This is a genomic window from Brachyspira catarrhinii (assembly GCF_005518285.1).
Classification (GTDB): Bacteria; Spirochaetota; Brachyspiria; order Brachyspirales; family Brachyspiraceae; genus Brachyspira; species Brachyspira catarrhinii.
The window spans coordinates 1-3205 of the sequence record NZ_SJDU01000265.1 but is presented as its reverse complement, the minus strand read 5'-3'; the positions used below and the strand labels follow the sequence as shown (position 1 = coordinate 3205).

General features: G+C 29.6%; 5 protein-coding genes. 4 read left to right on the top strand and 1 reads right to left on the bottom strand.

Going from position 1 to position 3205, the window contains the following annotated elements; genetic code table 11:
- Window positions 1–142 precede the first annotated feature (142 nt).
- Window positions 143–556 (bottom strand): A1S_2505 family phage non-structural protein, encoded by a 414-nt coding sequence (locus EZH24_RS09105; RefSeq protein ID WP_137998846.1) that lies wholly within the window; start codon window positions 554–556, stop codon window positions 143–145.
- A 278-nt stretch (window positions 557–834) separates the two neighbouring features.
- Here EZH24_RS09105 and EZH24_RS09100 point away from each other — a divergent pair, with 278 nt between their 5' ends.
- From EZH24_RS09100 to EZH24_RS09085, 4 genes are all read left to right on the top strand, one after another.
- The gene (locus EZH24_RS09100) at window positions 835–1350 is read left to right on the top strand and encodes a GNAT family N-acetyltransferase (RefSeq protein ID WP_137998845.1); all 516 of its coding nucleotides are present in this window, start codon (window positions 835–837) and stop codon (window positions 1348–1350) included.
- Window positions 1351–1484: 134 nt separating this feature from the next.
- Window positions 1485–2261, top strand: a complete 777-nt coding sequence (fliP, locus tag EZH24_RS09095; protein WP_137998844.1) for a flagellar type III secretion system pore protein FliP — start codon at window positions 1485–1487, stop codon at window positions 2259–2261.
- Between the two features lie 65 nt (window positions 2262–2326).
- Window positions 2327–2596: a flagellar biosynthesis protein FliQ gene (gene fliQ, locus EZH24_RS09090; protein WP_137998843.1), complete on the top strand. Its 270-nt coding sequence runs from the start codon at window positions 2327–2329 to the stop codon at window positions 2594–2596.
- 44 nt (window positions 2597–2640) lie between these two features.
- On the top strand, window positions 2641–3205 hold a 565-nt coding region (locus tag EZH24_RS09085; protein WP_137998842.1), incomplete at its 3' end, for a flagellar biosynthetic protein FliR.

Below are 3205 nucleotides of genomic sequence, written 5' to 3'. Positions count from 1 at the left end.
CTTTGCTTAACGAAATTATAGTATGCTAATTTATAGTAATTTTTATTAATCATAACTACTTTATCCATTTTCCATTAACTTTATGCTAAAATATAACATAAATTAAAAAATATGTCAAGCGTTTTATTTCAATTATTTATTTTTATTTCGTTAAATAATCTACAAAACTTTTTGGCAAATATACATTGTCGAACTCGTCTTTAAGAGCTTCTTTGAATAACGGAGCTATATCGGATACTTTGAAGCCCGCTATTCCGCATCCTATTTCCGTCACCAAAAATTTTTTATCTTTATTTTCTTTGGCGAAATCTAAAAATCTGTCGACATATTCTTTTATAGTTTCTATCGACATTTTACCGCTTTTCGTATAATCGACAGTCGGAATTGCAAAAGTTTTTCCTTGAAGTCCGAATGCTTGTCCGTATATCGCTCCAAAGTTCATAGCCGTTCTTGCCGCTCCTCCGCCATGCGCTCCTTGCGTATTACTTCCGAAAACGAATATTTCATTGTCTTCGAGTTTGTCTATATGTTTTGAAGATATTCTTAATTTTTCCATGTATTCTCCAATGCGATTAATTTACCGTTAAATATCAATGGGCTTATAAAAAAGGAATTATAAGCCCATCTTAATAGTGTTAGGAGTCTGATAATAATGAATAATTACTTTTTATTTCATTAATTCTATCATATATTATAACCGAATTAAATGCAAGTAGGTAAAATAAAATTTAAAATAAAAAATTATTTTTATTAAAAATTTCATATTTACAAAATTTCAAAATAAGTTATCATAATATAGTTTACATAATTCTAATTTATTTATTAAGGTTTTGTATGAATTATCTTATAAGAGAAGCGAATATAGAAGACGCGGAAAATGTAATCGAATATATAAAAATTGTATCCGATGAAACCGATTTTTTAATTTCCGATTCGAGCGAAAGAAAATTTACCGTAAAGAAAGAAAAAGAATTTTTGCAAAATATACAAAGCTCTATACTTGAAAAAATGTTTTTATGCGAAATTAAAAATAAAACTGAAAATAAAATAATCGGAATTTGCAGCATCGAAGGAGTAAATAAAATTAGAATAAAACATAGAGTGGATTTGGCGATAACGGTTTTAAAAAATTATTGGGGAAATAAAATCGGAGAAAAATTAATCGATTACACGATTGATTATTGCAAATCAAACTCGATAAAAAAGATAGAATTGACGGTTAGAATTGATAACGAAAGAGCCTTGAAATTGTATAAAAAATTTGGTTTTGAAATTGAAGGCGAAATAAAAAAATTTATTTATTTGGATGGAAATTACTATAATTGTTATTTTATGGGACTTTTGCTGTAATTTAATACGGTAAAATAAGCATGTTTTAGAATATTTTTTGAAAAATTAGTTAACATAATACTTGACTTTTTTTAATAATATGTTAACTTTAATTAATACATATTTAAAGAGTCGGGAAATTAGGATTGAAAAATATGAGAAAAATTTTTACAACTATTTTAATATTGGGTTTGTTTCTTACGAATACTATTTACGCTCAAATGCCTATTCCGACTATCGATTTAAATATAGCTCAAGCTCAAACTCCGCAGCAGGTTAGTTTGGGACTTCAAATATTATTTTTGCTTACGATATTGTCTTTGTCTCCTTCGATTATAATAATGACTACAAGCTTTATAAGAGTTTCCATAGTTTTAAATTTTGTTCAAAGAGCTTTATCTTTGCAAGAAACTCCTCCGAGAGCTTTAATAATGGGACTCTCTCTATTTCTAACATTTTTTATAATGATGCCGACTTTGACTCAAATAAATAGAGACGCGTTGCAGCCTTATTTAAACGGTTCGATTGGAGTAAACGATTTATACGGAAGAGGAATTCAGCCTTTAAGAATGTTTATGTTTAATTCTTTAAGAGGCGAAAACGGAATGAAAAGTTTGGATTTATTTTTAAGCATAAGCGACACAAATATAAGATTAAGAGAAATTCAAACTGTTGAAGATTTAAATAGAATTCCAACGATGGTTGTGATTCCCGCTTTTATAATAAACGAACTAACGATAGCTTTTAAGATGGGAATTTATTTGTTTATTCCGTTTATCGTTATAGATTTGGTTGTGGCTTCGATTTTGATGGCTATGGGTATGATAATGCTTCCGCCGATTATGATATCTTTGCCACTTAAAATTATTTTATTCGTGGCGGTTGACGGTTGGAAACTTTTAATACTTCAGTTGGTGCAAAGTTTTAGATAGTTTTTGAAAAAGGTAAAAATTAAAAAGTTTAAAAATAAATTTGAATTTGAAAAAAGGATTTTGTTATGAGCGATACTTCAATAGTTAATTTGGTTCAAGGGACTTTATGGACATTTATGATGTTGGTTGCCCCGATACTTGGAGTTTCAATATTAGTCGGTTTGATTATATCTATACTTCAGGCTACCACGAGTATTCAAGAGCAGACTTTAACATTCGTTCCAAAAATGATTGCGATGCTTACGGTTATATATTTTTTAGCTTCTTGGATGCTCAATTATATAAGCGGTTTTACGGTGAGATTATTTAGTATTTTGCCAACGATAGCGAGATAAAATAAAAAATTAAAAGCGAGATTAAAATTAGGATTAAATATAAAATGGATAATTTTGTTAATTTCTTTCAGATTTACCTGCTCATTATGGTTAGATTTTTAGCCATACTTATGGTAGCTCCATTGTTTTCTTCCAATGTTATTCCTAATACGATTAAAATTGGACTTGCTTTTGTTGCGACTGCGGCGATATTTCCTTTGATTGCCGACACTTCGATTCAAGCGGCTTCTACTTTCGTTGGATATTTTTTGACTTTATTAAACGAAGCGCTTATAGGGATATTAATCGGATTTTTGATGTCGATTATATTCGCCGCCTATCAGGTTATGGCAAACTTTTTTGAAATACAGATGGGATTCGGAGTTTCTGAAACTGTCGACCCGATTTCACAAGTGAATGTTCCCGTTTTAGGGCAGCTTCAATCTTTGGTAGTTATATTAATTTTTATAGCGATAAACGGACAAAATTGGGTTGTAAGAACTTTATATTATAGTTTCGAGGCTTTGCCCGTTTTAAGCGAGGCTTCAAAATCGGTATTTACTTCTTCGTTTCAAGGAGTTATAGACAGAATGGTTTATTATATGAGTTCTTTATTTTCCATAGCTCTTT

Excerpts from the sequence above, each read along its gene's own strand:
- EZH24_RS09105 (WP_137998846.1), bottom strand. The coding sequence starts at position 556 with ATGGAAAAATTAAGAATATCTTCAAAACATATAGACAAACTCGAAGAC.
- EZH24_RS09100 (WP_137998845.1), top strand. The coding sequence starts at position 835 with ATGAATTATCTTATAAGAGAAGCGAATATAGAAGACGCGGAAAATGTA.
- fliP (WP_137998844.1), top strand. The coding sequence starts at position 1,485 with ATGAGAAAAATTTTTACAACTATTTTAATATTGGGTTTGTTTCTTACG.
- fliQ (WP_137998843.1), top strand. The coding sequence starts at position 2,327 with ATGAGCGATACTTCAATAGTTAATTTGGTTCAAGGGACTTTATGGACA.